We start from the raw sequence: 26,688 nt of genomic DNA, 5'->3' as shown, positions 1-26,688 counted from the left end.
TTCCGGGCTGTCTGGAGTCAACACGCATGAGTGACAACGTCGTTCACCTGCACAAGAACCCCGACACCACCCCCGAACCCACCACCAACGTCACCACGCTGACCGTGGTTCCAGAGCCGCGCCGGGTGCCCCTGTGGGTGCGCTCCGGCCGCGCCATCCGACGTGCCGCCGCCCACGAGCGCACCCGCACCGTCGGCCGGATGACGGTCCGCCACACCACCTACGTGCTCGGCGGCACCCGCATCGTGGCCCGCCGGGCGTGGGACGGCCGTACCGCGGCCCGCTACGAGCGCATGCTGCGGGCTGCGGAGGCGGCCGGGAACTACGAGGTCGCACAGGAGTGGGAGGAGCGCGGGCAGCGCTACCGCGAGGCCCGCCACCGCCGCCGCATGGACCTCCTCACCTCACCCGTGGACGCAGCCAAGGGCGCCGGCGTCGGCCTCGGCATCGGCGGTCTGTTGCTGCTCGGCATCGCCCTGGCCGTGGCCACGAAGGATGCGTCCGACGTGGTCACGCCGTTGATGGCGGTCGTCGGGCTGATTCGCCTGCTCATCACGATCGTTCAGGTCACCTGGGGGCCGCTCATCACGGTGGGCCCGCTGCTCGCCCTGCTCGGGCTGTGGGAGGTCGGGCGGCGGGCGCAGGCTGCCCCGTACTGGGCGCTGCCGGACAACGTCCGCAGCTCCGAGGGGGAACCGATCACGTCGTCGATCGTGGTCAAGGCCCTGCGCGACCTGGGAGTCGCGCCGCTGAGCAGGGCCATCAAGGAGATGGGCGATGCCGGCGCCTCCATGCTCGGACCGATCCGGATCGCCGGATGCGGTGTCGAGGTCGACGTGACGCTTCCGTCCGGGGTGTCGGCGATCGAGGTGCAGCAGCGTCGCCGGAAGCTCGCGGAGAACCTGACCCGCCACGAACACGAGGTGTTCATCACGATCCCCAAGGCGGCCCGCACGGTCCGCCTGTGGGTGGCCGACTCGGGTGCGCTCGATGAGCCGATCGGCCCGTCTCCGCTGGTCACCGACGAGACGATGACCGCCGACTACGGCAAGGGCAAGGCGCCCTGGGGTCAGGACCTGCGCGGCGACGCCGCCGCCCTGTCCCTCTACCAGCGCCACCTCCTGATCACGGGCCTGTCCAACGAGGGCAAGACCGTTGCCCTGCGCTCCCTTGCGCTGTGGCTGGCGCTGGACAAGTCGGTCGCGTTCCTGATGGGGGACCTCAAGGGCGTGGGTGACTGGGCGATGTTCGACGGTCTCGCCCGCACGCTCATCCAGGGACCCACGGACGAGCACGTCATCCAGGTCACCGAGATGGTCGAGGGCACGGTCGCGGAGATGAACCGCCGGATCCAGGCGCCGCCCGGAACACAGTTCCCGCCGCTGATCGTGCTGGTCGACGAGGCACAGGTGGCGTTCATGTGCCCGGCCAAGGACGAGGACAAGCGCCCGTACGGCGGCTCCAAGGCCAACTCCCGCTACTTCATGGCGGTCCGCAAGATTCACAACCAAGGCCGGGCGGTCAACGTGCTGATGTGGCAGGGCACCCAGGACCCGACCAACGAGAACCTTCCCAAGCTGGTCCGCGAGGGCGCCCACACCCGCGTCTCCCTCGCGCTCGGCACGGAGTCGCAGGCCCCCATGGCCCTGGCAGACAAGGCCGTTGACGGCGGGGCCGCGCCAAATCTGCTGCGCCCTGGCCTGGACCGGGGAACGCTGGTCGTCGCCTCCGACGGCATCGCCATCCCCGCCGGCCAGTCGTCCATCACCGTGCGCACGCACTACATCCCCGATGACGACGCCGTGGCCCTCACCGACCGGGCCAAGGCCCTGCGCGACGGCGTCACCACCCTGCACGTCATCGAGCAGGGAGAGGAGCGCGACCCGCTCGCCGACATCGCCGCCGTCGTCGGCGACGCGCCGCGCGTGCTCACCCAGACCGTGCTTCAGCGGCTCGCCGCCCTGAACGAGGACGCCTACGGACGCTGGTCGTTCGGTGACCTCAAGCGCGTCTTGGAGGACGCCGGCGCCGACCCATACAAGTCCGACGGGCGCATGGTCGTCGGTCGTGACCGGGTCGCCCGCGCACTCGCCAACCGCGACGCCGAGGGTTCCGCTTCCGCCGACGGATGACAGGGAGCCGGACACCGACGGGGCAGGGAGGCAGGGAGAACTCCCTGATCGCCTCCCTGCCCTACCTCCCTTGCCCTGACCTGCGAAAAGGATCAATCAGGGAGGCACGCAGGTCAGCACCCCTGAAACCCCCTCCACAGCACCCCGGCAAGGGGGTGTCCCCGCCTCCCTGGCCATCGGCCCGAAGGGATGCATGCTGCCCGAACAGGCCACCGAACGGCCGTACAGGCGCCCGTCATCGTCCACCAGCGCGCCCCGATACACCCCGTCCAGACCGCTCCGGTCGTCCCCGCGCAGCCGGGCCACATCCCCGCCGTGCAGTCGATCGTCCTGCCCGACGGCCGGGTCGTCACCGGCTACGCCATCGGACCGACCCGGCCCGAACCGGTCATCGTCAAGCCGGTCGTCTCCCGGGCCGCGGTGAACGTCGCCCTCGGCGGCGTCGGCTTCCTCGCCGTGTGCGGCGGCCTGCTGCTGCTCACCACGTTCATCGCCGCACTCGCCGCGCTGATCCAGCAACTCATCATCCTGGCTGCCGTGGTGTTCGGCGGGTTCATCGCGGTGCAGGTGCTGGGTGCCGCGCGGGGCGGGACGACAGTCAACATCCGAAAGGCCGTCTTCAAGCGCAACCACTTCCACGGCTGACCAGCCGAGAATCGAGAGCTGCACAGATGACCGAGATCTTCGAGACCATCCGCTACACCGCCGACGTGGTGTGCATCCGGGACGGCACCGTCCTGCTGATCGAGCGGGGATGGCCGCCGTATCAGGGACAGCTCGCCCTGCCGGGGGGTCACGTCGACCCCGGCGAGACCTCCCGGGCCGCCGCCGCACGGGAACTGCTGGAGGAGACCGGCGTCCGCGTCGACCCCTGGGACCTGACCGTGATCGGCGTCTACGACACCCCCGGCCGTGACCCACGCGGCCGGTACGTCACCGCCGCCTACCTCACGGCAGTCCCCGCCGACACCACCGCCCAGGCCGGAGACGACGCCGCCGCCGTCCGCTGGATTCCCCTCGAAGACGCCCGGGGCCTGGCCTTCGACCACACCGACATCGTCACCAACGCCCGGTACCGGCACGACGCCCCGTTCTAGCTAAGCCAAGGGCGGCCCCCTCGTCTCGCCAAAGCCGCGGGGCCGCCCTTGCCCACCAGCACCCTGCAACAGGACTGGAGACACCCAGCATGACGCAACCCGCCGCATCGTTCGAGGACGGCAACGTCAGCTTCTGCACCGGATCCGCCGCGCTCGACCAGGCCGTGCACGCGGTCACCGGTCTGCCCACGGTCATGGTCGCGGAGAAGGACCCCGCCGCCTCCCGGCTACTGGCCACCCGCCTGCCCCACGCCCACAACCTCGGCGACATCACCGCCATCGACTGGGACAGCCTGAGCCTCCTGCCCCGCCCGGCAGCGTTGACCGCCGGGTTTCCGTGCCAGGACATCCCCAACGCCGGACCTCGGGGAGGGATCGCCGGTGACCGCTCCGGACTCTGGAAAACCATCGCCCACGCCATTCGCGTACTTCGACCCCGACTCGTCTTCCTGGAGAACGTCGCCGCCCTGCGAAGCCAGGGACTCGACGTCGTCGCCGACCTGGCCGCGATCGGGTAGGACGCACGCTGGATGTGCCTACGCGCTGGAGATCCCGAAGTCGGCGCCTGCCACCGCCGGGACCGCTGGTTCGCCGTCGCGTATCCCGCTGCTGAAGACCCCCACCTCACGGTTGGGGCGCAACGGGGGCCCGCTGCATCCGGACAAGCGCAAGGCCGGCGGGCCCGGACTGTCGGCCAAGCGGCAGGGCGGGATGAACCTGCGCACCGCCGTGGCCCTGCTGCGCACTCCCGCGGCCCGGGACTGGAAGTCCGGCGCCTCGAACCTGCTCGGCACCAACTCCCGGCCGCTCAACGAGGTGGTGGTGAACCTGCTGCCCACCCCGAAAGCCTCCGACGGGCCGCACGGCGGGCCCAACCAGCGCGAAAGCGCGGGCAACTACTACCTGCCCGGCCAGGCCGTGCGCCTGGACGGCCGGTGGATGGCCGGTGGAGGGACGCCTGACGGCGCGGCCAACTTCGCGGCGCTCTGCGAGCGCGCCGGACACGCCGTCCCAACGACCCGTCGCATCCGGACCCCCAGCGGCGGTGAGCACCTGTACTTCACCGCCCCGCGCGGGGCCTGGTTCACCAACACCACCGGCACCCTCACACCCAAGGTCGACACCCGGGCATGGGGCGGACAAGTCGTCGCCCCCGGCAGCACCACCCCACACGGTCCGTACACGGTCCTGGACGACCAGCCCGTAGCAAACGCCTGAATGGCTACAAAAGGCCCTGACGGCCCCTCAGCGGCCCGTCACGGCACCGTCACGGCTCGCCCTGCACCGGGACACCGACCGGTACGCCGCCGCCGTCTTCACCCGTGAAGTCGCCACCGTGGCCACGACCGCCGAGGGCGGACGCCAGGCCGAACTGCTGCGCGCCGTAAGGGCCGTGGGCCGGTTCGTCGCCTGGGGAGACCTCGACCGCGCCACCGTCGAAGCGGCTTTTACCTGCGGGGGCGAGTCGGCAGGACTGTCGCCGGCCGAGTGCCGCAACACCATCCGCAAGGCCCTGGACTACTCCACCGGCACCGCCTGGCCCCGGAGGACGGCATGACCGCCCCCCGACCCCACCCCGCAGGTAAAAGCAACCCCACCCCCGACCAGCCGCACGCCGCCGAACCGGCCGCACCGCAGACCACCGTGAGCGAGCCGAAAGGCGTCGCCCGTCAGGGCGTCGTCACTGCCCTTCGCCCTGACCGCTTCCGCCGCGACCAACCCAGCCACGACGCGGACGACCCGACCTCGGAGCGGCCCGGTATCCGCATCTACGCCCCGCCGGTCTACCGCGACCACTACGACCGGGCCCGCTGGTCCACCCGCTACGCCAGCACCCCCACCGCGGCCTGTGCCTGTGGCTGCGGATACGCCGACAGCGCGATGGGTGCCCGACAAGTTGCCCGGCTGGTCGACCTGTGGGACCTGCACCGCTCCACCTGCACCGGAACCCCCGCACCTCATGAGGAAGGAAGGGCCGCCGCATGACCGAGAACATCGACACGGAGGAACTTCCCCCGCCGTCCAACCCGCTCGCCGTCGCCCGCCGCCTCCTGCCGGACTGGCAGCGGGAGAACGGCCAGCTCGTGTGCCGCCGCTGGCGCGCGCCGTGGACGCGCTGGAACGGCTCCTGCTGGCGCGAGGTCGACGAAGCGCAGATGAAGGCCGCCATGTACGAGCGGCTGGAGCACGTGGTGTTCCGGGCGCCCGGCAAGGACGGCAAGACCGAGGAACGGCCCTGGGCGCCCACGAAGCAGAAGATCGGCAACCTGCTCGACGCGATGGGCGCGATCACGCTGCTGCCCACCGAGACCGACGCGCCGGCCTGGATCGGCGCCGACGCCGAGGACCACGACGACAGTCCGATCGTGGCCTGTGAGAACGGGCTGCTGCGTATCCGGGACCGGGCCCTTCTGCCGCACGGACCCGGCTTCTTCAACCTGGTCTCCGTCCCCTTCCCCTACCACCCGGACGCGACCGCGCCGAGCTGGGAGGCGTTCCTGCACCAGATCTGGCCCGACGATCCGCAGGCCGTCGCAGCCCTTCAAGAGTGGTTCGGCTACGTCCTGTCCGGCCGCACCGACCAGCAGAAGATCCTGCTCATGGTCGGCCCGTCCCGCTCCGGCAAGGGCACCATCGCGCGCGTCCTCAAAGAGCTGGTCGGCCGCGAGAATCTGGCCGGGCCGACGCTGGCGGGGCTGGGAACGAACTTCGGTCTGTCCACGCTGCTGGGCAAGCCGCTGGCGGTCATCGCGGACGCACGGCTGTCCGGCAACGACAGCGCCGCTGTGGTCGAGCGGCTGCTGACCATCTCCGGTGAGGACACCATCGACATCGACCGCAAGTACCGCGACATGTGGACCGGCAAGCTCCCCACGCGGCTGGTCATCCTGACCAACGAACTGCCGCACTTCGGGGACTCATCCGGCGTCATCGCTCGCCGCTTCATCGTCCTCAACATGACGGTCTCCTGGCTCGGCAAGGAAGACACCACCCTCATGGACCGGCTGGCAACCGAGATGCCCGGCATCCCCAACTGGGCTTTGGAAGGACTGGCCCGCCTGGAGCGCACCGGCCGCATCACCCAGCCCACCTCCAGCCGGGACGCGGTCGCGACCATGCAGGACACCGCATCCCCCACCTCCGCGTTCGTGCGCGAGTGCTGCTCGACCGGGGCCACGTGCAGCGTGCCCGTGGAAACCCTGTGGTCGGTCTGGCGGGACTGGGCCGACGACAACGGCGTCCACCCCGGCACGAAGCAGATGTTCGGCCGCAACCTGCTTTCCGTCGTCCCCCAGCTCAACCGCAGCCGACCCCGCGATGCCTACGGCCGACAGGTGATCACCTACAACGGGATCACCGTGCGCACCGAGCGCTGAACAACCTCGCCCCACATTTGCCTGAGTCGCGACTCAGAGCAATGTGCATCGAACTTTTTCATGTTGCCCCCACCTCCCTGAGGAGTGAAATGGCCCGCCCCCAGATGCTCAAGCTCGCCGCGGTCCTCGAAGAGATCGACATGAGCCGCGCCGCCTTCTACCAAATGCGGGCCCGCGGCGAAGCCCCTCGCCTCCGCAAGCTCCCCAACGGCCAGCTCCGCGTCAGCCGCGCCGATCTGGATGCCTGGTGGGAGACCTGCGAGCAGAACGCCGCCTGACCTGCCGTCAACCCGAGCCCGCCCCTGGATCCTCAGGGGCGGGCTCTGTCCTGCTCTGGAGAGACATGCTCACGTACGACGTTGTCGTGTGGTCCACTCGTCTCCGCACCGGCCGCCCGAAGCCCTGGGAGCTTCGATGGCGCGTAGGTGAGGAGGGGCATTCGAAGAGTTTTGCGCTCAAGCCGCAGGCAGATGGCCGCCGCTCGCAACTCATGGAGGCTCTGCGCAGGGGCCAGCAGTTCGACGAGGAAACGGGTCTGCCCGAACAGGAGTTGGCCGCACTGGCGATGCCGACCTGGTTCGAGCACGCCATGGCGTACGCCCTGATGAAGTGGCCGGGAGCGGCGGGGAAGCACCGCGCGAGCATCGCCGAGTCGCTCGCCGTCGTGACGCCTGTCTACGTGCGCACCACCGCCGTTCAGCCGGACCCCCGAACTCTGCGCGCTGCGCTCTACCAGTGGGCGTTCAGGGCGGCGAAGACCGAAGGCGGCGACTGGGTGCCGCGCTGCGAGACCGAGGTTCTGCCGGAGGACATGCGCAAGGCTCTCGACTGGGTCGCGGCCAACTCTCTGAAGGTCAGTGACGCCGCGAAGCCGGAGCACATCCGTTCCGCGTTCGCCGCCCTGTCGAAGAAGCTCAACGGCGCCCCGGCCGCCGAGAACACTGCCAACCGCAAGCGGATGGTGCTCAGCAACGCCTTTCGGTACGCGGTTGAGGAGCGGGCGCTCCTGAACCGGCATCCGTTCCTTGCCGTTGACTGGACGGCCCCGTCCACGTCCGACGAAGTCGACTTCAGGTACGTCCCTGGCCCCCGGCTCGCGCGCCGGCTACTCGGCGCCGTGGCGGAGCAGGGCCCGCGCGGCGAGCACTTAGAGACGTTCTTCGGCGCGATCTACTACGTGGCCACCCGCCCCGGCGAGGCCGTCTCGCTCCGAAAGGACGACTTCACGCTCCCACCTGAGAGCGAGCCGGGCGCCTGGGGAGAGGTACTGGTCTCTGAGAGCCACCCGGAAGTAGGGGCTGGGTGGACGGACGGCGGGAAGTCCCATGACGAGCGCGGGCTCAAGCACCAGGCCCGCAACGCCGTTCGCGCCGTTCCGATCCCCCCCGATCTACGTCCGGATGGTCCGGGCGCACATCGCCCGCGGCGTGGCCCCGGACGGTCGTCTGTTCTGGGCGGCGCGCGGCGGCCGGGTCACGTCGAACGAGTACTGCGGCGTCTGGGATGCGGCGCGCGAAGCCGTGCTCACTCGCCCCGAGCTGAAGTCCGAGATGGCCGCCGTGCCTTACCGCCTGCGCCATGCCGCCGTATCTCTGTGGATCAAACAGGGCGTGGACCCGGTGGAGGTGCGTACCGCGCCGGCCACAGCGTCGCAGTGCTCTACCGCTTCTACGCCAAGCTCTTGAAGGGCAGTTCCGCCCACGCCAACAGCCTGATTCAGAAGGGTCCGGAGGAGGCAGAGGGGCCCTGATCCTGGCCCGCGTATGGCCCACACGCACTGGTCAGAGGCGGTACATCCCCGGATCAGGGTGAGACAGGCCGAGCAAAGAGGGCGTGACCCCGAACCGGGTTCACGCCCTCTGACCAGCGCTAACGCTGACCTGCTGCGGAGGCGGTGGGATTTGAACCCACGGTCGTGTTGCCACGACGACGGTTTTCAAGACCGTTCCCTTCGGCCGCTCGGGCACGCCTCCCCGCGCCCACCTGCCTGCGGGGGCGCGGGGACAGCTTAGCGGGTGGGGGTGGGAGGGCGTCCGGTGTGATCGTCGGGGCCTCCGGGGGAGGCACGCGCCGCCGGGGCGTCTCCGTGAACGCCGTGTGGCCGACCCCGGCGAGAGATCGGCCACACGGTGTCGGACGCGCGCGGGGAGGCGGCGCTCCGAAGCTCGGTTACGCGGGGCGTGACCGGGAGCGAGGCAAGCGTGGAGGGTGCTGCCGCGCCCCGCAAGGACCCAGCGGATCACGCGTCGGAGACGCCTCCGCGCCCGCAGGGACCAAGCAGGGCACACATCAGGCGCAAGCTTCCGCGCCCGCAACGCCCCTCCCGAGGGCACGCGTCGAGGACACACTCACGCCGCCCCGCAAGGGCCCCCGCCGGAGGACACGCCCGCGCCCCGCAACGACCCGAGCAGAGCCCGCCGCAGCGAGGACACTCCCGTGCCCCGCAACGACCCACCGGCGCCCGCCCCGAAGACGCGCTCACGCCCTACCCGAGCAGCGCCCGGTCGAAGACACGCTCACGCCCCCAGGACTCAGCGGGAAACACGCCCCCGCAAAGCCCCAGCAAGACACACGCGCCCCCGCAGGGCTAATCGTCGCCCTTGCGTTGCCCCAACGTCAGGTCAGCCGTGTGTTCCTTGCCGTCCCGGGTGTAGGTGATCTTTACCTCGTCGCCCGGTTTGTGGTTCCAGATTTCGCCGATCAGGGTGGGGCCGCTGTCGATCACCGTGTCGTCGAGTTTGGTGATGACGTCGCCGGACTTCAGGCCCGCCTTGGCCGCGGGGCCGCCGGGGGTGACCGGCTGGCCGCCGTCCACGCCCTGGTCGGTGATCGTGGCTCCGTTGCTGCTGCCGCCGCCCTGGCTGCTGTCCTCCACGGAGACCGTCGCGCCGATCACCGCGTACACCGGCTGACCGGTCTTGATCAGTTGTTGGGCGACGTTCTTCGCCTGGTTGATCGGGATGGCGAAGCCGAGGCCGACGGAGCCGGACTGCTCGCCGCCCATGCCGCCACCGCCGCCGCCCGGCTGGATCGCGGAGTTGATGCCCATGACGGCGCCGCGCGAGTCGAGCAGGGGGCCGCCCGAGTTGCCGGGGTTGATGGACGCGTCGGTCTGGAGGGCGCTCATGTACGAGGCGGACTGGCTGTCGCCGCTCTCGCTCGTGGTCACCGGGCGGTCCTTGGCGCTGACGATGCCGGTGGTCACCGTGTTGGAGAGGCCGAAGGGCGAGCCGATCGCGATCGTGGAGTCGCCCACCGCGACCTTGTCCGAGTCGGCGAGCGGCAGCGGCTTCAGGTTCGACGGGGCGTTCTTGAGGCGGATCACCGCGACGTCGTAGCCCTGCGCCCTGCCGACGACCTCGGCGGTGTACTTCTTGCCGTCGGAGAAGGTGACGGAGATCTTGCCGCCGTCCGCGCCCGACGCCACCACGTGGTTGTTGGTGAGGATGTGGCCCTGCTTGTCGTAGACGAAGCCGGTGCCCGTGCTGCCCTCGCCGCCGCCCTCCGCGTCGATCGTGACGACGCTCGGCAGGGCGCGCTGGGCGATGCCGGCCACCGAGGCGGGGTCGCGCTTGCTGTTGCCGCTGTCGCCCGCGGAGACCGTCGTGGAGTTGCTGGCGTCGTCGTTGCGGTCCGCGGCCCAGTAGCCGATGCCACCGCCGACGCCGCCCGCCACGAGCGCGGCGACCAGGAGGGCCGCGATCAGCCCGCCGCGGCGCTGCGGCCGCGCGTCCGGCGCCTGCTGCCCGTACGAGGAGCCCCAGCCCGAGCCGCCACCGCCGCCGTAGCCGGGCGCGGCCGGGGGCGGCCAGTCGCCGACGGGCGACGCGCTCTGGGTGTACTGGCCCTGCTGGCCCGACGGCGGGTACGCCTGGCCCTGGCCCTGGGTCGCGCCCTCCGGGTGGGAAGCCCCGGCCTGCTCCTGCTGCTCATGGCCCCCCGCGCCCTGGGTGGGGGGCTGCTGGGGCGGGTAAGGCGCGGCGGCGGGGTAGCCCGCGGGGGGCGACGACGGGGCGGCGGGCGGCGTGGAACCGGGGGCCGGGCCCGCGGGAGGCCGGGTGCCTTCCGGCTGGGCGGGGCTCGCTCCCGCGGGGGCGCTCTGGGGGTCGCCCCCCGAGGGCGCCGCGGGAGAATCCGCGGGCACGGGAGGTACGGACGGCGCCGGGGGTACCGGGGTGCCCTCGTTCTCTGTGCTCACAGCTCTACTCCTCGATCCACGGCTGTCTCTTGTCGATCCTTGTCGGTGGCACTCGGTCGTACTCGTTCACGGTCCGTCGCACTCGTTCATGGTCGGCGCGGTCAAGCTGTGCTGTTGTACGCCGTCAAGCTTTTCCTACAGGACGTCAGGGCACCATAAGCCGATGCTGTGCGTCGGATGCCATCCTTGACGCCCCGCCGAACGGCCGCATCCCCTGTGCCGCCCGCGAAGGGCCGCGTACCGCCCCGCGGACCGCGGAGGGCCGGGCGCCCCGCGCGTGCGGCCCACTGGCGCGCGGCGGGCCGCCGACCGGGCGCCTACCCCATCGGAGTGGCACCATGACGCGATGAGGCACGCAGTACACCGGCCGATCCAGGTCGTCGCCCACCGGGGGGCGTCCGAGGACGCCCCGGAGCACACGCTGGCGGCGTACCGCAAGGCCATCGAGGACGGCGCCGACGCCCTGGAGTGCGATGTGCGGCTGACCGCCGACGGCCATCTGGTGTGCGTCCACGACCGCCGCGTCAACAGGACCTCGAACGGCAGGGGCGCCGTCTCCGCGCTGGAGCTGGCCGAGCTGGCCGCGCTCGACTTCGGCTCCTGGAAGGCCCGCGGCTCGGCCGCCTCGGGCGCCGGGGAGTGGGAGGAGGTCCCCGAGCGCGACGACACGGGCGCCGACGGCTCCGCGACGTCCGTGCTCACCCTGGAGCGGCTGCTCGGCCTGGTCACGGAGGCCGCGGACGGCGGCAGGCCGGTGGGGCTCGCCATCGAGACCAAGCACCCCACCCGCTGGGCGGGCCAGGTCGAGGAGCGGCTGCTCGCACTGCTGCGCCGCTACGGGCTCGACGCGCCGCGCCCCGGAGGCGCGCGGGTGCGGGTGATGAGCTTCTCCGCGCGCTCGCTACAGCGGGTGCGGGCGGCGGCGCCGGAGCTGCCCACCGTGTATCTGATGCAGTTCGTCTCGCCGCGGCACCGCGAGGGCCGGCTGCCCGGGGGCGTGGGGATCGCGGGGCCCTCGCTGCGGATCGTGCGGGGGCGGCCCGGCTACGTCGAGAAGCTGAGGGCCGCCGGTCACGAAGTCCACGTCTGGACCGTGAACGAGCCCGACGACGTCGATCTCTGCGTCTCCCTCGGCGTGGACGCCATCATCACCAACAGGCCCCGGCAGGTGCTCGACCGGTTGGGCAGAGGCTGAGACACGCGCGTGCGCGCATGGTGGCCGGGTGGGCTGCTGGTCCGGGCGCGCGCGTGCGCGCGTGGTGGTTCGGCGGCCGTCACGCGCGCGTAACGCCGCATGCCGCGGGTCTCCCACCCGCGCCGGACGTCATACGGAACCCGTGGCGCCGGTCTCGTACGCAAAAGGCCGCCTTGGTCCGCCGCGTCCGCGGCACCCGGTGCCGGTACGCGCGGGGCGTTCGGGCACCTCCCTCGGCTTTCGGGCAGGTGGGGGCGCCTTCCCCGGCTTCGGGAGAGGGGGGAGCGTGGGCGCTCTCACGGTGCCGGGCGCGGGACCCGTAAGCCCCATAACGGGCGTTACCTGGCGTACTCCGGCGCGCACGGCGCCCGCTCGCGGTCCGCGGAGTGCCCCACAGCACGTCCCTTGGCCGGTTTCCGGTCCCCCCGTATGGGGCATTCACACCGTGGCGTGGGGCGAAGGAGGTCTCGGGGGTGGCGTTGATGGTGGCACAGAAGGTGCCCGCGTCGTCGTGCATGGCTGTACCCCATGGCCCTGCCGGCGTGGGGGAGGCAAGGCGCAAGATGCGCGCTCAGCTTCGCATCAGCGGCGTGCCCGACACGGTCGTCGACGACGCGGTCCTCATTCTTTCCGAACTTCTCAGCAATGCCTGCCGGCACGGCAGGCCCCTGGGGGACGCCCTCGCGGGCGACGGGGACGTCCGCGCGGGCTGGCATGTGGACGGGTGCGGCGACCTCACGGTCGAGGTCACGGACGGTGGCGGGCCGACCCGCCCCATTCCGGCCACCCCCTCGGTGACGGCGCGCGGCGGGCGAGGGCTCACGATCATCCGCGCCCTGGCCGACGAGTGGGGCGTAAGGGACGAACAGGGCGAGGTGACGGTCTGGGCCGTCGTGCACGAGCCCGGTTCCGGGGACGACCGCGCACCGGTTCCCGCCCTGGCGGACGCCGAATAGGCACGGTCTCCCGTGGCGCACGGCACTCGGTGCCGCGCCCGGGACGTCCACCGCGTTACGCCGCGTAACGCGCGCGTGACAGGCGCGGCGCCCGCCCCCGGCACCGTACGGCCGTGCGGCCGCACGGCGGGATGCGGCCCGACGCGCGCACCCGTCACACCGGCGGTCGCACACCTCTCCCCGCACCCCCACCCGCGCCACCCCGCACGCCCCGCCCGCGCCACCGCGCACCGGCGTCACCCCTCCCGGGCCCCGGCGCCAAACCGGCGCCACTCCTCCCGACGCCCGACGGCGAACCGGCGCCGCTGCTCCCGGGCGCCGACGGCGGACCGGCTAGGCTCGCGGACCGTACTGGACGAGCCGCAATCGGGAGACAGCCACGATGGCCAAGAAGCGTGTGCCGACCAGGGCCAACCGAGCCCCCCAGAGCGTGCGGGACGGGGAGGTGCCGGTCGTCGGGGCGCGGGAGCCCTGCCCCTGCGGCTCGGGGCGCCGCTACAAGGCGTGTCACGGCAGGGCCGCGGCGCAAGCGGTGACCGAGCTGGTGCAGCGTCCATTCGAGGGGCTGCCCGCGGAGGGCGACTGGGTCGCGCTGCGGGAGCTGGTGCCCGCGGCGACGGCGCCGCTGACGCTGCGCGAGGCGCTGCCGTCCGACGTCCCCTCGGTCACGCTCGCCACGGTGCTCCCGATGGCGTGGCCCGCGCTGCGCCGCGACGACGGCTCGGTGCTGCTCGGCCTTCAGAACGACACCTCGTCGGGCGACATCAGCAGGGACCTCGCGGACACCCTGCGGCGGGCGCTGACCGCGGAGCCCGGCGCGCCCGTGCAGAGCCGCAGGGCCCCCGCCGACGGGCCGAGGCTCCAGGACCTGCTGGACCCCGAGGGCGCGTTCGAGCCCGTGGTGCACGCCGGCTTCGAGTTCTGGGTGCCGGACGCGGACAACGCGTCGGCCGAGGTCACCGCGTCCCTCGAACGGGCGAACGCGGCCGCGATCCCCACCACGAGGCTCACCGGTGTGGACGCCGCGTACTGGTGTGAGGCGGCGGAGAAGAACCATCTGCGGTGGGTGATGCCGCACGGCGAGGAGCGGCTGCTCGACGCGCTGGCGCGGCTGCACGCGGCGGGCACGTCGGGGCTCGGCGAGGGGACCCGCCTGGTGGGCTCGTTCCGGGCGCACGGCCTCACGGTGCCGGTGTGGGACCTGCCGTCGGGGACGGGCGCCGACGACATCGAGAAGCCGGCCGCCGAGTTCGCGGAGCGGCTCGCGGCGGCGCTCGCCGCCGAAGCGCCGCTGAGCGCGGACGAGCGGCGGGCGCGCGGCGGGCTCACCAACCGGCAGGTCACGCTGAGCTGACGGAGGGTCGCGCCGGGTGCCCGCCGGGGTCTGCGCGCCCCGGGGGCGTACGCGTCCCGGCTGACCGACCATTCAGCTCGGCACCCCCGCGCGGACGGGGTGACTCCCGTCACAACTCTCCATCCACGCAGGTAAATCGGTGTGTGAATGGCCGAGATCGAATTTGCGTACAGCCGATCTCTTGTTACCGTTCATATAGCCCGGTTGCTGGTGCATCCCCCGTCGCCAGCAACCGGGTCTTATTGTGCCGCCGCGCGTGTGCCGTCCCGTGAGGATTTCCGGGGCGCCAGGACGCGCCTCCACCAGCAGGGCACGCGGCCCTCCGGCAGCGCGGCACCGCTTCGCGGACACGCCTCCCCGCCCGCGGTGCCGTCGGACCCCTCTCTCTCCGGTCTCTCCGGCTCGTGACGCGGAAGCAGGCTTACCCCTGAGCATCGGCCGTGCAGGCGTCGTACGGCAACAGAAAAAGGGGCACCGCCGTCCAGTTTCGGACAGCGACACCCCACTACGTTCCGTAAAGGCCCCGGCGGGCCTCGGGCGCCCCGGGTCTACAGCTCCGGCGCGCTCACGCCCCGTACGGTCAGGGCGTCGACCACCGCGTCCACGACCGCCTCCACGTCCGGCACCCACGGCGACGCGGAGCCCGGGAGCGGCGCGCGCTCCCAGCGGACCCTGCTGCGCCCCGTGCCGGACGGGGGGAGCGCGAGGTAGCCGCCCTCCCCGTGGAAGCGCAGCGCGCCGGGGACGAAGTCCTTGGCGAAGAGCAGTTCCCCGAGCCGCTCAAGGCTGTACGGGGCGACCAGGATCGACCAGCGCTCGGGGGTGGCGACCACAGGTCCGAGCCGCATGCCGTCGCGGTCGAGCGCGGCCATGGCACGGGCGGCGGCGAGCGCGGGCAGGCTGACCGCGCACGGGGCGCGCCCGCCGGTCGCCAGGATCACGGGCGCCGTCGGCCGGTTCCCCCACCAGAAGCGCACCATGCGCTCATCGGTGGTGGCGGCCAGCAGACCGGGATCGAAGGGGTGCGCCCCCGGGACCGTGCACTCCGGGTCGGGGCAGGCGCACAGCGTGCGGCTGCGGGGCTGGAGCCCCACGCCGGGGATTACGGGCCACTGCCACCGGGTGGCGAAGGTGAGAGCCGCTTCGGTCATCTCGGACCTCCCGCCCAGCAGCCTGGACAGGAGCCTGCGTCGCCTTCCGAGGATCTCGCGCATGAGCGCTCGTTCCTTTCCGTTGAACGCCAAGAGGCACATCACACCATGTGTTGATCACTCACTGTGCGTACACGCCGACGCGTTGCTTCCCGAACCGGGGCAGGGCTTGGCCACCGGAAGAACAGGGACTGCATGGCGCTTGCATCCATACTGCGACGGGTCGAAATCGGACGTGGCGGGGGGTGGCGGTGCCTGGCGATTTCGCCCTGCCGGTACTGCTCTGCGCCTCCGCCCCGGAGGATGAAGCACGGCCGCACAACGTTATGACGCCGGGACCCACGCATCAGTTCCTGACGCGTGCCGAAGTCCCCGCTGTCATGACGTACGTACCCATCACGACCGCTTTGACGCGCTATGACGCTTCGTTGAACAAACCCAGTCGACCCCAATATGCCGTTACCTCAGTCAGTTTTCAGCCAACTTTGACGAACTCACCACGACCCATGGACACCAGGAAACCCATCAGGACAATGCTGGACATCTCCGTATCTCTGTGTGTAGATGGGGAGACCTGGCAAGCAGCGCAGAATGACAGGGGGTTTGCGATGCTTTCGCGCATTACGCACCAGCCCGAGAGCCTTGAAACATGAGCGCCCCGCATCTGCCGAAAGTGGCCGGAATCAATTCAGCGGTGCCCACCCCTGCCGCTTCTTCGAACCCGGCGACCCCCGCCATGTCTTCCGCTTCCGCCACGGACGCTGTCGCCGACACCGCCCGGAGCGCGGCGCTGCCCGCACCCGGCGCCGTCATCCAGGACCGCCTCGCCGGGTGGGTCTCCGACCTCACCACCCTGCACGAGCTGACCGAGCGGCTGGCCCGCGTCGGCACGCTGGACGACGCCCTGCACGAGGTGCTGCGCGCGGGCGCCGCGCTCGTCGGCGCGCCCCGGGGCCTCGTGGTCCTCGAACCCGCCGACGGCCTCGGGCCGCGCACCACCCTGGGCCTCGGGCTGAGCCGCGCCGACCTCGGCCACATCGAGACGGTGCCGCGCGCCGCCACCCCCCACGGGCGGCTGCTCGACTCCCTCGCGACGGCGCCTGGCGACGGCGGCGAGCTGGTCCAGCGCGACCTGCTCGCGCACAGCGGCCTCGACCCGCGCGCCCGCCAGGTCGCCACCCGCCTCGGCTGCGCGGCGAGCTACGCGCGCGGCCTCGCCACCACGACCGCGGGCCGGCTCGGCGCGGTGGTCTGGCTGTACGACGAGCCGGCGGAGCCGGCGGAGCGCCACCGCCACCTCGTCGGCCTCTATCTGCGCCACGCCACCGAGCACCTGGCGCGGCTCCTCGAACTCGAAAGGGGCCGGGCGTCGTTGGCCGCCGTGCGTGACGGGCTGCTGCCCTCCCGGCTGCCCCGGGTGCCGGGGGTGCGGCTCGCCGCGCGGCACCGCAGCGGGCCGCACGGCGGCGGCGACTGGTACGACGCGCTGCCGCTGCCCGAGGGCGCCCTCGGGCTCTCGGTCGGCTCCGTCACCGGCACGGGCCCCGCCGCGGTGGCCGCCATGGGACGGCTGCGGGCCTCCCTGCGCGCGTACGCCGTCATGGAGGGCGAGGACCCGGTGGCCGTCCTCTCCGACCTGGAACTCCTGCTCAGGATGACCGAGCCGGTGCGCAGCGCCACCGCGCTCTTCGCCTACTGCGAGCCGGTGCTGCGCAGGATCACGCTGGCCGGGGCCGGGCACTGCCCCCCGCTGGTGACGGGGGAGCGGCGCACCGAGTACGTCGAGACCTCGCTGTCCGCCCCGCTCGGCATGCTGGCCTGCTGGGAGGCGCCCAGCGTCGAGCTGCGCACCGCGCCAGGAGAAACGGTGCTGCTGTGCACCGACGGGCTGCTGCACCGCACCGGCGAGAGCCCCGACCTCGCCTACCGGCGGCTGCGCGGCATCGCGGCCGACATCCCCGCGGCGCTGCGCGAGGACCCCGGAGCCGTCGCCGACCACGTACTCGAGTGCATGCTCCCCGACGGCCTCGACCACTCCGGCGGCGAGGAGGACGTGGTCCTGCTGGCCGTCCGCTTCGACTGAGCCGACGCCGCGCGCGGCGCGCACCCCGGGGGCTGCGCGCCCCGCGACGGCCGGGTGCGCGGCGCGCGGCGGGGTCCGCCGTGCCGCGGCCCCGGCCCGAGCGCGGCCCGGCGTCGGGCGGCCGTCTTCGGCCACGCGCGCGTATGTCGCGCGCGCCGTCGCCCGCGGGAGCGCACGCCCCGGTGTAACGCTGGCACCCACGCGCCCCAGCGCCTCGGCCGCACCCCCCTCACCTTCCTCACCTCGGGACTTACGATGGACGGGTCCCAAGCGTCACCGCACGCCGGTAACGGGTGATCGAGCACGTCAGGTCATACAGCCGGTGAGAGGCGAAGAAGGAGAAGACTGTGGCTGAAAAGCTCTCGGCGACTCCGGCGAACCCGGAGGCCCAGGAGACCTCGCACGCCCCGGCGGCCGATGAGGCCCCTGGCGCGGCCGAAGAGCCGAAGCCCCGGAAGAACGGCCTGTACCCGGGCGTCTCCGACGAGCTGGCGGAGAACATGAAGTCCGGCTGGGCCGACACGGAGCTGCACGGCCTCGAACCCGTCGCCCAGATCCGGGAGACGGCCGCGCGCCGCGCCGCGCTCTCCGCCCGCTTCCCCGGCGAGCGCCTGGTGATCCCGTCGGGCAAGCTCAAGGTCAGGTCCAACGACACCGACCACCCCTTCCGCACCTCCAACGAGTACGCGTACCTCACCGGCGACCAGACCGAGGACGGCGTGCTGGTCATGGAGCCCACCCCGGAGGGCCACACCGCGACGCTGTACCTCCTGGGCCGCTCCGACCGCGAGAACGGCGAGTTCTGGCTCGGCGGCCAGGGCGAGCTGTGGGTCGGCCGCAGGCACTCGCTCACCGAGGCCGCGCAGTTGTACGGCATCGAGGCGGCCGATGTGCGCGAGGTCGCCGAGGCCCTGGCAGGTGCCAAGGGCCCAGTGCGCGTCGTGCGCGGTCATGACGCCGGGATCGAGGCCGCCCTCACCGACAAGGTCACCGCCGAGCGCGACGAGGAGCTGCGGGTCTTCCTCTCCGAGGCGCGGCTGGTGAAGGACGACTTCGAGATCCGCGAGCTGCGTCAGGCGGTCGCCTCGACGGTCCGCGGCTTCGAGGACGTCGTGCGCGTGCTCGACCGCGCGGAGGCGACCAGCGAGCGCTATATCGAGGGCACGTTCTTCCTCCGCGCCCGCCTGGAGGGCAACGACGTCGGCTACGGCACCATCGCCGCCGCGGGCCCCCACGCGTGCACGATGCACTGGGTGCGCAACGACGGCCCCGTCCGCCCGGGCGACCTGCTGCTGCTCGACGCGGGCGTCGAGACCAACAACCTCTACACGGCCGACGTCACCCGCACCCTCCCGGTGGACGGGCGCTTCACCGATCTCCAGCGCACCGTCTACGACGCCGTGTACGAGGCGCAGACGGCGGGCATCGCGGCGGTGCGGCCGGGCGCCAAGTACCGCGACTTCCACGACGCGGCGCAGCGCGTGCTCGCCACGAAGCTCGTCGAGTGGGGCCTCGTCGAGGGGCCCGTGGACCGTGTGCTCGAACTGGGCCTCCAGCGCCGCTGGACCCTGCACGGCACCGGGCACATGCTCGGCATGGACGTCCACGACTGCGCCGCGGCCCGCACCGAGACCTATGTCGACAACACCCTGGCGCCCGGCATGGTCCTCACCGTGGAGCCGGGTCTCTACTTCCAGGCGGACGACCTCACGGTGCCCGAGGAGTACCGCGGCCTCGGCGTCCGTATCGAGGACGACATCCTGGTCACCGAGGACGGCAACGAGAACCTGTCGGCCGGGCTGCCGCGCCGCTCCGAGGACGTGGAGCGGTGGATGGCGCGGCTGCGCGGCTGAGGCCGGGACCCGGGCCGCGCGCCCGTCCCGTGCGGCACGCGCGCGGGTACGCCGCAGGGCCCCCGCGCGTGCGGGGCGGCGGTCAGTAGGCGGCGGTGAAGCGGGTGTTGTGGTGCCGCGGGTGCTCCGCCTCGTCGAGCAGGGCCACCGCCAGGTCCTCCATGGAGAGCGCGGAGACCCCGGCGGCGTCGGTCAGCAGCGCGTCGCCGCCGAGCCGGAAGCGGCCCGTGCGCGCGCCGGGCTCCAGGAGCGCGGCGGGGGAGAGGTAGGCCCAGTCGCCCTCGTGGGCGGCGCGGCAGACGGCGAGCTGTTCGTCGCAGGCCCGTGCGATCGGCAGCCAGTCGGGCGGGAAGTCCGGCGAGTCGGCGAGGGCGGTGCCGTCGGGGAGCAGCAGGCTGCCCGCGCCGCCCACGAGCAGCAGCCTGCTGCCCGCCGCCGCGGTGCCCTTCAGCAGCGCCGCGGCGACCGGCGCCAGTTCGTGCTCCCTGCCGGGCGCGGGCCTGATGGCGCCCACCACCACGTCGGCGTCCGCGCTCAGCGCCTCGACGGCGGCGGGATCCGACGCGTCCCCGACCGCGGACACGGCGCCGGGGTGCGGCCCCGCGGGGCGCGCCGCGTCCCGTACCACCGCGGTGACCCGGTGGCCCCTGGCCAGCGCCTCGGCGACGACCCTGGCGCCGACCCGGCCCCCGGCCCCGAACACCGTGATCCTCAGCATGTGCGTCTCCTTCGGTGCGTCGTGATCGTGTCTGCGTGTCGTGGTGTCTGTGCGTCGTGGTGTCTGTGCGTCGTGACGGTGCGGTCGTCGTGACGGTGGTTCAGGCGGTGGCGCGTGCCGCCGCGGCCCGCTCGAAGAGCCAGGGCACGGCGGTGGCCGCGGAGAGCGCGAGGCCGAGCAGGCACACCCCGCCCCAGCCGCCGTGCGCCCAGGCCAGCGAGCCGAGCGCGGAGCCGGTGGCGCCGCCGGTGAAGTAGCTCGTCATGAAGGCGGAGTTGATACGGCCGCGGGCGTCGGGGCGCAGCCCGTAGATCACGTACTGGCTGCTGCCGAGCACGCACTGCTGGGCGATGTTCAGCGTGACCACCCCGGCCGCCAGCCACGCCAGCGAGGCGGTGTCGACGAGCATCAGCAGCCAGCCACCGGCGAACAGCGCCACGCCCGCGGTCGTCACCCCCCGCACATGGCCGCGGTCGCCGAGCCGCCCCGCGGACGACGCGGTCAGCACCCCGACCGCGCCGACGAGCCCGAAGAGCCCGACCTCGGCCTCCGACCAGCCGAAGGGCGGCCGGGTCAGCAGGAAGGTCAGACCGGTCAACTGGGCGCTGTAGGAGGCCATGGAGAGCGCCCCGAGGAGGGCGCGCCGCCGCAGCGCGGGCTCGGTGCGCAGCAGGGCGAGGGTGGAGCGCAGCAGGGGCGCGTAGCGCAACGGTGTCCCGGTGCCGTGCGTGGGAGCGGTTTTCCGGGTGCCGTGGGACGGCGTGGGACGTGGGGACGGCAGTCGGCGGGACAGGATGAGGGCCATCGTGGCCATGAGGACGGCGTCGACCCAGTACGCGGTGCGCCAGCCGCCCAGTTCGGAGAGGGTGCCGGAGAAGGCGCGGGCGAGGAGGCCGCCGAGGATGATGCCCGCCATCACGGTGCCCACGGTCCTGCCGCGGTCGGCGGGCGCGCTGAGCGAGGTCGCGTGGGCGACGAGCACCTGGGCGCCGACCGAGGTGACGGCGGTCAGCAGGGTGCCCGCCAGCAGCAGCGGGCCCGACCAGGAGGCTGCGGTGAGGGCGAGGAACGCGGCGGTGGCGAGGAAGAGGCCGACGGCGAGCCGCCGCCGGTCGCGCACGTCGCCGAGCGGCAGCAGCAGCATCAGGCCGAGCGCGTAGCCGGCTTGGGAGGCGGTGACGACGAGCCCGGCGAGGGTGGCGCTGACGCCGAGGTCGCGGGTGATGAGGTCGAGCAGCGGCTGGGCGAAGTAGTTGCCCGCGCAGGAGAGGCCGGTGGCGGTCGCCAGCAGCAGCAGCAGCCCACGGGTGAGGACGGGTTCCGCCGGGAGGGCGGCGGGCCCGCGGTGCCCGGCGGGGGCCGACGAGGCGGTACGGGGCCGGGGGCGGGGGCGGGTTCCTGGGATGCGCGGTGTCATGGCCTCAGACTGCGACCGGCCGCAACGATGAGTCCAACACATCCTTGTCATGCCATCGATCGCGGATCACGATGGATGCCATGGAGCTTCAGCAGTTGCGCTACGTGGTGGCGGTGGCCGAGACCGGCGGGTTCACCCGCGCCGCCGAGCGCTGTCTCGTGGTGCAGTCGGCGCTCAGCCACCAGATCGCGAAGCTGGAGCGTGAACTCGGCGCGCGGCTCTTCGAGCGGACCAGCAGAAGGGTGCGGCTGACCGCGGCGGGCGAGGCGTTCCTTCCGGCGGCGCGGCAGTCACTGAAGGCGGCCGAGCGGGCCAGGGCCGAGGTGGCGGCGGCGACCGGGGAGATCAGGGGGCGTCTTACGGTCGGCGCGATCGGCACCATCACGGCCGTCGACATCCCGGCGCTGCTCGGCGCGTACCGGGCGCGTCACCCGCAGGTCGGGGTGAACCTGTGGACGGGCCGCAGCGAGGGTCTCGCGGACGACGTCAGGACCGCCACGGTCGATCTCGCGTTCCTCGGGGTGCAGCCGGGGTTCGAGACGCCGGGGCTGCGCAGTGCCACGCTCGTCGTGGACCGGCATGTCGCGGTGGTGGCGCCCGGGCACCCGCTGGCGGCAGACCCGGAGGCGGCAGACCCGCGCGGTGTCACGCTGGCGCGGCTGGCGCGCGAGGTCTTCGTCGACTGGGTGGCGGGGACGGTGGCCAGGGCCCAGACGGAGGAGGCGTTCGCGGCGGCCGGGCTGCGGCGGGCGGTGGCGTTCGAGGTCAGCTCGATGGACTACATCGCGGGCCTGGTGCGGCACGGCCTCGCGGTCGCGCTGCTGCCCTCGGGACTCGTGCCGCGCCTCGACGGGCTGCGGGTGCTTCCGGTGCGTGACGGTCCTGCGCGCGAGGAGCGCCTGGTCTGGCACCCCGACCGGCTCTCCCCCGCGGCGGGCGCCTTCCTCACAGCCGCGCGTGCCGCGCGGGTCACACCCCCGCCAGCGGCGCCGGAGCCGGGTCCCGCTGCCACTTGAGCACCTTGTCGAAGCTCACCACGGCGCCGCCGGACGCGGGCCTGTTGGTGAACTCCACATGGTCGGCCAGCTCCCGGATCAGGCCGAGGCCGCGGCCGTGCTCGGCGCCGTCCGGGGCCGGACGGAGCACTCTGCGGCGCCATCCCGAGGGGAAGCCGGGGCCCGAGTCGGCGACCTCGATACGGCAGGTCTCGCCGTCGAGGTAGGCGGTGACGCGGTATCCGGGCGTGTCGCGCCCGCCGCCGCCGTGTTCGACGGCGTTGGCGCACGCTTCGGTCAGCGCGACGGCGAGGTCGAAGGAGACGTCGGGATCGACCCCGGCGAGTTCCATCGCCCCGAGGAGCAGGCGGCGGGCGAGCGGAACGCTCGCGGCCTCCCGCGGCAAGTGGAGCGACCACCAGATGCTCATGATCAGCCTCCTGGCTGCGGCATCGACGTAGAAGTACGTATTGCCGCCCATCGGCGGTCGTAAGCCGGGTGTCGCCGGGAAGCCACCCGTACGGCAGATGCGCGAGTGGCGGAAGGCACGGTAGTGACGCGCCGTACCGGCAGCCGCCGACGGCCGGTGCGGCGGCCGGGGAGACGGCGCCGACCTGGGGTTTCCGGGGCCTGTGGGGATGGCGTGCCGTTCGGGCGCGGCGGGTGGGGGCGTGGGGGCGCCGCGCAGCGGCCGTATACGAAGGGAGGTGGGGGACGGCGTCGGCGCGCGCGTCGTGCGCCCGGCCGGGGCGGGGCGGGCGTACGGTGCGGGGCGGCCGGGGTGCGCGGGGCCCGGGACGAACGGGTGGGGACGGGGCCGCGTGGGGCATCGGCCGACTTCTGGCGGGTCATGGGGATTCTGTGTGATCTTGTGGATTCGGCTTGACGAGGCGGACATGGGTGACCTTGTGGACCTGCCCCCCACGGCCGGGGGCCCCGGTGGGATGATGGCTGCGCCATGAGTGCCCCCCAGAGGCGTGAGACGCGGGCCGGGGTCGATCTCCGGCTGCTCAGGGCCGCGGTGTTCGCCGCGGCCTGTGTCGCGTTGTCCGCCGCGGGGCACGCGCTCGCCTCGGGCGCCGCCATACCGGCGCGGGCGCTGCTCGTCGGGTTCGCCGCGGTGTTCGCGCTCGCGGTGCCGCTCGCCGGGCGCGCCAGGTCGCTTCCGGGGATCGCGGCGGTGCTCGCCGCGGGGCAGGTCGCGCTGCACACCGTGTTCGGCCTCGGCCAGTGCGGCGGCATGGCCATGGACCCCGCCATGCGGATGGACGGCATGGCGATGCCGATGAGCGGCGGCGACACCTCCTCGCTCGTGGCGGACGCGGCCCGGCTGCTCGGCGGCGCCCCGGCGCCCGCCCCCGTCCCGCACGCCGCCCCCGTCCCGCACGCCGCCCACGCCCCGGGCGCGGGTCACGCGTTCCTGTGGGGCGCGGACGGGGTGCCGGTGCCGTTCGCGCACGGCGCCTCGGTGATGCTGCCGTCGCTGCCGATGCTGCTCGGCCATGTGCTGGCCGCCGCCGGGGCCGGCTGGCTGCTGCGCCGCGGCGATCTGGCGCTGCTGCGCCTGGTGGCGCTCGCCGCGGAGGAGGGCGCCCGGGGCGCGCCGGGGCGCGCGCTGCGTGCCGCGCTCGCCCTGGTACGCGCCCTGCACGCGGGGCCCCTGTCCACGCCCTGCGCGGGCGCGCGCGTCCGCCGCTCCCCCAGCCCCCAGCACCGGCTGCCGGGCGCGCTCACACTCCACCACACGGTCGTACGGCGCGGGCCGCCGCTCGCCGCCGCGCCCGGGGCCTGACCCCGCGGCCCCCCTCCCCCTGCCCCACCCCGCATCGCACGACGCGCACCCGCCCGTGCCGGCACCCCGCGGCCCACGACCGCCCCGGGAGCACCGGTGCCCCGGCGGCGCGCGCTCGGCCGCCGCGCCGTGTCCGGCGCCCCTGCGGCACGCCGCGTTGCCGGGGTGAGCGCCCCCGCGTCACCGCTTTGGACCGGTGGCACGTGAGGGAGCGGCCCTCCCGCGGTACGGACCCTGTGTCCCCGCCGCGGCGAGCGGCGGCAGGGAGCGGCGTCGCGGGCCGGGTTCCGGGTGCCAGCGCAAGCCGGTCCCCCGCCGATTCCTCTGACTGTGGAGTGTTCCCGAATGAAGCTTTCCCGTGTCCGCGCCGCGGGCGCCGTCGCCCTCGTCGCAGCGGTGGCCGTCGTCGGCTCGACCGCGCCCGCCTTCGCCCATGTCACCGTCGCCCCCGAGGGCGAGGCGGCCCAGGGCGGTTACGCCGTCATCGACTTCAAGGTGCCGAACGAACGGGACAACGCCTCGACCACGAAACTGGAGGTCACCTTCCCCTACGACGAGCACCCGCTCGCCTCGGTGTCACCGCAGCCGGTCCCCGGCTGGACCGTGAAGATCACCAAGAGCAAGCTGAGCAAGCCGCTCAAGGGCGAGGGCGGCACCATCGACGAGGCCGTCTCCAAGGTGACCTGGACCGCGGACGGCAAGGGCGTCGCACCGGGCTTCTTCCAGGAGTTCCCGGTCTCCGTCGGCAGCCTGCCCGAGGACACCGACCAGCTCGTCTTCAAGGCGCTCCAGACATACTCCAACAAGGAGGTCGTCCGCTGGATCGAGCCCGCGCAGGAGGGCCAGGAGGAGCCGGACAACCCGGCCCCCGTCCTGAAGCTCACCGCCGCCGACTCCGGCAGCAAGGGCGCCCCCGCGGCCGACAAGGACAAGGGGTCCGACGGCTCGGGGAGCACCAGCGCCGCGTCCGACGACTCCGACGCCAGCGACAGCACCGCGCGCGCACTCGCCATCGCCGGCATCGCGGTCGGCGCCGCGGGCCTCGCCTTCGGCGTCCGCGCGCGCCGCCGCGGCAACGCCCGCTGAGTACGGCCGGAGGCGCCGGGCCGCAGCCGCCTCGGGGCGGCGCGGCCCGGCGCGCCCGGGATCGCGACAGCGCCCCCGCGGGGTCCCCAGCGGACCCCGGGACATTCCTGGGCCACGACATCTGGGACATTCAGTCATGCGCAAGAAAACCCTGACCGCGGGCCTCCTGCTGGCCGCCGCCGCCCTGACCCTGACCGCCTGCGGCGGCGGCAACGGCGACGACGACGGCTCGGCGCCCGCGAAGGTCGAGACCACCACGCGGCAGCGCCCCGTGACCGTGCTCGACCAGCCGTACACCAAGCCCGACCTCGTCCTGACCGACACCCACGGCCGGAAGTACGACCTGCGGAAGGAGACCGCGGGCCACCCCACCCTCATCTACTTCGGCTACACCCACTGCCCCGACGTGTGCCCGCTGACGATGAGCAACATCGCCGTCGCCAAGCAGGCGCTGCCGAAGGCCGAGCAGGACGAGCTGCGGGTGGTCTTCGTGACCACCGACCCGGCCCGTGACACCCCCAAGGAGATGGGCGCCTGGCTCAAGGCCCAGGACGCCGGCTTCATCGGGCTCACCGGCGACTTCTCCACCATCCAGGCCGCCGCCAGGAGCCTCGCCATCAGCGTCGAGCCCACGAAGAAGGACAAGAACGGAAAGCTCGTCTCCACCCACGGAACGCAGGTGATCGCCTTCTCACCGAAGTCGAACACGGGCTATCTGCTGTACGACGAGGACGCCACCGCCGACGACTACACCAAGGACCTCCCCAAGATCGTCAAGGGGGAGAAGCCGTGACCGGGCGGACCGCACGCGCCGCGGCGCCCGCCGCGCTCGCGCTCACCGCCGCGCTCGTCCTCGCGGGCTGCGGCGGCGACTCCGAGGCCGCCGACCCCGCGTCGGGGCCGCCGCACCTGAAGATAACCGGCGCGTTCGTGCCGCAGCCGGTGACCAGGGAGCTGGCGTCGGCGTTCTTCACCGTCACCAACTCCGGCAGCGAGGACACCCTGACCTCGGTCGGCACCGACGTCACCGACGACGTCTCCCTGCACACGACCACGGACGGCACGATGGAGGAACGCTCCTCCTTCCCCGTGCCCGCCGGGGGCACCCTGGACTTCGCCCGCGGCGGCAACCACGTGATGCTCGAAAAGCTGGACCGCACCCTCAGGACGGGCCAGCACGTCTCCCTGCAACTGCACTTCAGGAAGTCGGGCGCGATCACCGTCGAGGCGCCGGTGAAGCCGCCCACGTACGACCCCGGCAAATCCTCGTGAGGAGCTGAACCG

Annotated in this window: 25 protein-coding genes and 1 tRNA gene; 20 read left to right on the top strand and 6 right to left on the bottom strand. The window is 73.0% G+C overall.

All coding sequences use genetic code 11. The features are described from left to right. Positions 1–26: 26 nt before the first annotated feature. The 10 genes from ACIBIW_RS05370 to ACIBIW_RS05325 all read left to right on the top strand — a co-directional run bounded on the left by ACIBIW_RS05370 (position 27) and on the right by ACIBIW_RS05325 (position 8,356). Positions 27–2,132, top strand: coding sequence for an FtsK/SpoIIIE domain-containing protein (locus ACIBIW_RS05370; protein WP_399332201.1), 2,106 nt, complete (start codon positions 27–29; stop codon positions 2,130–2,132). Between the two features lie 189 nt (positions 2,133–2,321). Then, positions 2,322–2,777, top strand: coding sequence for a hypothetical protein (locus ACIBIW_RS05365; protein WP_399332199.1), 456 nt, complete (start codon positions 2,322–2,324; stop codon positions 2,775–2,777). 26 nt (positions 2,778–2,803) lie between these two features. Further along, positions 2,804–3,229 carry an NUDIX domain-containing protein gene (locus ACIBIW_RS05360; protein ID WP_399332197.1) on the top strand — a complete coding sequence of 142 codons (426 nt, stop codon included), beginning with the start codon at positions 2,804–2,806 and terminating at the stop codon, positions 3,227–3,229. 89 nt (positions 3,230–3,318) lie between these two features. Next, positions 3,319–3,747: a DNA cytosine methyltransferase gene (locus ACIBIW_RS05355; protein ID WP_399332195.1), complete on the top strand. Its 429-nt coding sequence runs from the start codon at positions 3,319–3,321 to the stop codon at positions 3,745–3,747. A 193-nt stretch (positions 3,748–3,940) separates the two neighbouring features. Continuing rightward, a complete protein-coding gene (locus ACIBIW_RS05350; RefSeq protein ID WP_399332193.1) occupies positions 3,941–4,447 on the top strand; it encodes a bifunctional DNA primase/polymerase in 507 nt (168 codons plus the stop codon). A gap of 118 nt (positions 4,448–4,565) precedes the next feature. Further along, entirely contained in the window at positions 4,566–4,787 is a 222-nt protein-coding gene (locus ACIBIW_RS05345; protein WP_399332191.1) for a hypothetical protein, read from the top strand. After that, positions 4,784–5,215 (top strand): hypothetical protein, encoded by a 432-nt coding sequence (locus ACIBIW_RS05340; RefSeq protein WP_399332189.1) that lies wholly within the window; start codon positions 4,784–4,786, stop codon positions 5,213–5,215. Before ACIBIW_RS05345 ends, ACIBIW_RS05340 begins: the two co-directional genes overlap by 4 nt. Further along, entirely contained in the window at positions 5,212–6,606 is a 1,395-nt protein-coding gene (locus tag ACIBIW_RS05335) for a phage/plasmid primase, P4 family (RefSeq protein ID WP_399332187.1), read from the top strand. The genes ACIBIW_RS05340 and ACIBIW_RS05335 overlap by 4 nt, the downstream gene beginning before the upstream one ends. Positions 6,607–6,695: 89 nt before the next feature. Beyond that, complete coding sequence (locus tag ACIBIW_RS05330) at positions 6,696–6,884, top strand: helix-turn-helix transcriptional regulator (protein ID WP_399332185.1); 189 nt, start codon at positions 6,696–6,698, stop codon at positions 6,882–6,884. Positions 6,885–6,949: 65 nt separating this feature from the next. Beyond that, positions 6,950–8,356, top strand: coding sequence for a site-specific integrase (locus tag ACIBIW_RS05325; RefSeq protein WP_399332183.1), 1,407 nt, complete (start codon positions 6,950–6,952; stop codon positions 8,354–8,356). 136 nt (positions 8,357–8,492) lie between these two features. On the opposite strand, the gene ACIBIW_RS05320 is transcribed toward ACIBIW_RS05325, so the two are convergent. Both ACIBIW_RS05320 and ACIBIW_RS05315 read right to left on the bottom strand, forming a co-directional pair. Continuing rightward, positions 8,493–8,579, bottom strand: a tRNA-Ser gene (locus ACIBIW_RS05320). Between the two features lie 614 nt (positions 8,580–9,193). Then, a complete protein-coding gene (locus ACIBIW_RS05315; protein ID WP_399332181.1) occupies positions 9,194–10,804 on the bottom strand; it encodes a trypsin-like peptidase domain-containing protein in 1,611 nt (536 codons plus the stop codon). Between the two features lie 346 nt (positions 10,805–11,150). Here ACIBIW_RS05315 and ACIBIW_RS05310 point away from each other — a divergent pair, with 346 nt between their 5' ends. From ACIBIW_RS05310 to ACIBIW_RS05300, 3 genes are all read left to right on the top strand, one after another. Beyond that, positions 11,151–11,999 (top strand): glycerophosphodiester phosphodiesterase, encoded by an 849-nt coding sequence (locus ACIBIW_RS05310; protein WP_399332179.1) that lies wholly within the window; start codon positions 11,151–11,153, stop codon positions 11,997–11,999. A 386-nt stretch (positions 12,000–12,385) separates the two neighbouring features. Then, the gene (locus tag ACIBIW_RS05305) at positions 12,386–12,955 is read left to right on the top strand and encodes an ATP-binding protein (protein ID WP_399332177.1); all 570 of its coding nucleotides are present in this window, start codon (positions 12,386–12,388) and stop codon (positions 12,953–12,955) included. A 382-nt stretch (positions 12,956–13,337) separates the two neighbouring features. Continuing rightward, complete coding sequence (locus tag ACIBIW_RS05300; RefSeq protein ID WP_399332175.1) at positions 13,338–14,309, top strand: DUF5926 family protein; 972 nt, start codon at positions 13,338–13,340, stop codon at positions 14,307–14,309. Positions 14,310–14,857: 548 nt separating this feature from the next. On the opposite strand, the gene ACIBIW_RS05295 is transcribed toward ACIBIW_RS05300, so the two are convergent. After that, a complete protein-coding gene (locus tag ACIBIW_RS05295) occupies positions 14,858–15,523 on the bottom strand; it encodes a bifunctional DNA primase/polymerase (RefSeq protein WP_399332173.1) in 666 nt (221 codons plus the stop codon). A 586-nt stretch (positions 15,524–16,109) separates the two neighbouring features. Between ACIBIW_RS05295 and ACIBIW_RS05290 the strand changes: the two genes are divergently transcribed. Beyond that, the gene (locus ACIBIW_RS05290) at positions 16,110–17,543 is read left to right on the top strand and encodes a PP2C family protein-serine/threonine phosphatase (RefSeq protein WP_399332171.1); all 1,434 of its coding nucleotides are present in this window, start codon (positions 16,110–16,112) and stop codon (positions 17,541–17,543) included. 347 nt (positions 17,544–17,890) lie between these two features. Further along, on the top strand, positions 17,891–19,396 hold the full coding sequence (locus ACIBIW_RS05285; RefSeq protein WP_399332168.1) for an aminopeptidase P family protein: 1,506 nt from the start codon (positions 17,891–17,893) through the stop codon (positions 19,394–19,396). Positions 19,397–19,478: 82 nt separating this feature from the next. Here ACIBIW_RS05285 and ACIBIW_RS05280 read toward each other — a convergent pair whose 3' ends face one another. Together ACIBIW_RS05280 and ACIBIW_RS05275 are read right to left on the bottom strand one after the other, a co-directional pair. Then, on the bottom strand, positions 19,479–20,114 hold the full coding sequence (locus ACIBIW_RS05280) for an NAD(P)-dependent oxidoreductase (RefSeq protein WP_399332166.1): 636 nt from the start codon (positions 20,112–20,114) through the stop codon (positions 19,479–19,481). Positions 20,115–20,214: 100 nt separating this feature from the next. Next, positions 20,215–21,531, bottom strand: a complete 1,317-nt coding sequence (locus tag ACIBIW_RS05275; RefSeq protein WP_399332164.1) for an MFS transporter — start codon at positions 21,529–21,531, stop codon at positions 20,215–20,217. Between the two features lie 80 nt (positions 21,532–21,611). Between ACIBIW_RS05275 and ACIBIW_RS05270 the strand changes: the two genes are divergently transcribed. After that, the gene (locus ACIBIW_RS05270; RefSeq protein ID WP_399332162.1) at positions 21,612–22,547 is read left to right on the top strand and encodes a LysR family transcriptional regulator; all 936 of its coding nucleotides are present in this window, start codon (positions 21,612–21,614) and stop codon (positions 22,545–22,547) included. Here ACIBIW_RS05270 and ACIBIW_RS05265 read toward each other — a convergent pair. Next, positions 22,501–22,956 carry an ATP-binding protein gene (locus ACIBIW_RS05265; protein ID WP_399332160.1) on the bottom strand — a complete coding sequence of 152 codons (456 nt, stop codon included), beginning with the start codon at positions 22,954–22,956 and terminating at the stop codon, positions 22,501–22,503. The two genes, ACIBIW_RS05270 and ACIBIW_RS05265, sit on opposite strands and share 47 nt — an antisense overlap. A 528-nt stretch (positions 22,957–23,484) precedes the next feature. Here ACIBIW_RS05265 and ACIBIW_RS05260 point away from each other — a divergent pair. The 4 genes from ACIBIW_RS05260 (at position 23,485) to ACIBIW_RS05245 (ending at position 26,676) form a co-directional block, all read left to right on the top strand. After that, positions 23,485–24,318, top strand: a complete 834-nt coding sequence (locus ACIBIW_RS05260; RefSeq protein WP_399332158.1) for a hypothetical protein — start codon at positions 23,485–23,487, stop codon at positions 24,316–24,318. A 345-nt stretch (positions 24,319–24,663) separates the two neighbouring features. Continuing rightward, positions 24,664–25,404 carry a YcnI family protein gene (locus tag ACIBIW_RS05255; protein WP_399332156.1) on the top strand — a complete coding sequence of 247 codons (741 nt, stop codon included), beginning with the start codon at positions 24,664–24,666 and terminating at the stop codon, positions 25,402–25,404. A gap of 136 nt (positions 25,405–25,540) precedes the next feature. Then, positions 25,541–26,197 (top strand): SCO family protein, encoded by a 657-nt coding sequence (locus ACIBIW_RS05250; protein WP_399332154.1) that lies wholly within the window; start codon positions 25,541–25,543, stop codon positions 26,195–26,197. Further along, positions 26,194–26,676 carry a copper chaperone PCu(A)C gene (locus ACIBIW_RS05245; protein WP_399332152.1) on the top strand — a complete coding sequence of 161 codons (483 nt, stop codon included), beginning with the start codon at positions 26,194–26,196 and terminating at the stop codon, positions 26,674–26,676. The genes ACIBIW_RS05250 and ACIBIW_RS05245 overlap by 4 nt, the downstream gene beginning before the upstream one ends. The last annotated feature ends 12 nt before the right edge of the window (positions 26,677–26,688 follow it).

This window comes from Streptomyces sp. NPDC050560 (assembly GCF_044457285.1).
Lineage (GTDB): Bacteria > Actinomycetota > Actinomycetes > Streptomycetales > Streptomycetaceae > Streptomyces.
The sequence above is the reverse complement of the archived record's forward strand: the minus strand, read 5'-3'. Positions and strand labels throughout refer to the sequence as shown.